This is a genomic window from Streptomyces sp. NPDC001027 (genome assembly GCF_040299045.1).
Classification (GTDB): Bacteria; Actinomycetota; Actinomycetes; order Streptomycetales; family Streptomycetaceae; genus Streptomyces.
This window is the reverse complement of the sequence record NZ_JBEPBI010000518.1, coordinates 1-2,170: the sequence shown is the minus strand read 5'-3', so window position 1 is coordinate 2,170 and position 2,170 is coordinate 1. Positions and strand designations below refer to the sequence as shown.

The window sequence follows — 2,170 nt, the reverse complement described above, 5'->3', positions numbered from 1 at the left end:
CGGGCGTGAGGCGCCAGTATCCATACGGGTTGTAGAAGAAGTCGTCTTCCTCATAGCGCTCACATTCCATACGGTTCATGATCCAGCGCGGTGAGTCCAGAGACAGACGGAATCCTTCGCCGTCCCGGACCCCGCGTGTCGGCTGCTCGGTCAGCAGGTAGTACCTGGCGGTGTCCATGGTCGTCATCCACTCAGCCCACTGCTCCGGAGCCGCAGCGGGACCGGGCACGAGTTCGATGTCGGCCTCGCCCAGAAGATGCATGCCGCAGCTGTAGAACACATCCTCATCGATCAGCGCTGGCACCACCCACGCGTGATCAAGGGCGCCTGCCAGGTCGTGGTCGTTCTCGGCAGTCGCCGCCCGGTCCGCGAGGGTCAGCCACCGCTCGCGACCGCAGGCCACTCCGCTGGATTCGTTCTTCACCGCGGTGGCGCCGTGGGCCAGCAGAGCGGCGGTGACGGCCAGGGCCTGCCGGGACACCTCCACGGCACTGGACTGGGAGATCGGCGGAGACAGCACATACGCAACCGAGTCATGCGCGTCCACCGCGGCCCAGTCGTCATCGCCGAACTCGTCGTCGCGGGTGGGCCGACGGGCATCCAGCGAGGCGCCGAAGGCCTCACGCATCCGAGGGTCCGGATACTGCTGCAACTCATCGACTATGAAGTCTTCCGCGCCGGCCGCTTCGACCACCCGGTTGAGTACATCGGGATCCAGGCCCACTCCGACCGCGCAGAGCACGTGCCTCGGCATTACACCCGACTCGGGGACGACGAAGCGGGAATCGTTCATGACAGTTCCTTGCCACACCTTGTTCACTGCCGCATCATCGCAGGCATCCGCTGCTGACTGGCAGGAACGGCTGGAGGCGCTCCCACTCGGCATCTGCCAAATCGCCCCGCCCCATGTCCGGGACCTCGCCCTCGTCTCTCTCTTCAGGCTCGGGCGGCTGGTCGTAGACGCTCAACAGCCCCTCAGTCCGCTGGTTGTTGATGGTCTGTCGGTCGTACAGCCACGTCGGGTACAGGGACAGCAGGAGCTCGACGCCGTTACCGGTCCGCGGGTCGGCGACGTCGGGGTCGGCGCCTGCGCACAGCCGCGTGGACAGCGCCGAGTGCCGCAGGTCGTACGGGCGCTTGGCGAGCGGGGTACCGGAGAGGGCGGGTGCCAGCGCCAGCGTACGAGCTTCGCAACGGACCTGAGGGGGATGCCCCGCAGGCCAACGGGAAGGTCGACGCTTCAAGCGCACTGTGCTCGATACGTCCCCCACCTACGGCCTGATGGCCACGCCGTAGGGATCAGTCGTGCGGCGCTACGGAGACCGCAGACGGGGAAATCTTTGCTCCTTCTTGAGGATATTCGGGAACCAGCTGAGCCCGAATGCCATTACGCGCGTATCCATGTTCGTCCGCTCCGGCGGGATCTTGAGTGACCCGACAGACTCCCTGATCGTGCAGGAGGAACAGTGCAGCTTTCACGCAACATGCTGGGCACTCTCGTGGTGGGCGGCGCGTTGACCCTGACGGTGAGCGCCCTCGCCTACCCGTCGATGCTGGGGCTGGACACCGTTTCGACCTCAGGCGACCGGCTCATCGCCAACACTCAGTGGGGGCCGTTCACCGAGAGTGACCGAGCCTTCGTGGTCGCGGTGCGCGCGGCCGGCCTGTGGGAACACCCGGTCGGGCAGATCGGGCTGCAAAAGGGTCAGAGCAAAGGGGTTCTGACCGCCAGCCAGCACTTGATCGACGGGCACGCGGCGCTGGACGAGACGTGTCGCAAGATCGCGCCGATGCTGAACGTCGTCCTGCCCAACATCGCCAGTCCACAGCAGCAGGGCTTCGTCGCCACGCTTCAGACCGCCCAGGGCAAGCAGTTCGACGTCGATTTCGCCAACATCCTGCGCATGACGCACGGCTCGATCTTCAACACTGTGGCGAAGGTGCGCTCGACGACTAAGAACACGCTGGTCCGCGCTCTGGCCGACCAGGCCAACGACACCGTTTTGGATCACATCACGGTCATGGAGAAGACTGGCCTCGTTGACTTCGACACCACGCTGTTCACTCAGACCACGCCGCCGAAGTTGCCCAAGTCGGAGATGACCCCGCCGGTTCCCCCCGTCGGCCAGCCGTTGGTCGTCCTGGCTCCGCCGCCGAACGCCACCTCCAC

At 65.6% G+C, this 2,170-nt stretch carries 2 protein-coding genes and 1 pseudogene; 1 reads left to right on the top strand and 2 read right to left on the bottom strand.

The window, feature by feature from the left end:
* Positions 1 to 793 (bottom strand): annotated as a pseudogene (locus ABT300_RS43435) (hypothetical protein); the annotation flags it as partial.
* Positions 794 to 827: 34 nt separating this feature from the next.
* Positions 828 to 1,244: a hypothetical protein gene (locus ABT300_RS43430; RefSeq protein WP_351688534.1), complete on the bottom strand. Its 417-nt coding sequence runs from the start codon at positions 1,242 to 1,244 to the stop codon at positions 828 to 830.
* Between the two features lie 258 nt (positions 1,245 to 1,502).
* Between ABT300_RS43430 and ABT300_RS43425 the strand changes: the two genes are divergently transcribed.
* Positions 1,503 to 2,170, top strand: a 668-nt coding sequence (locus ABT300_RS43425) for a DUF4142 domain-containing protein (protein ID WP_351688537.1), incomplete at its 3' end; no start/stop codon positions are given.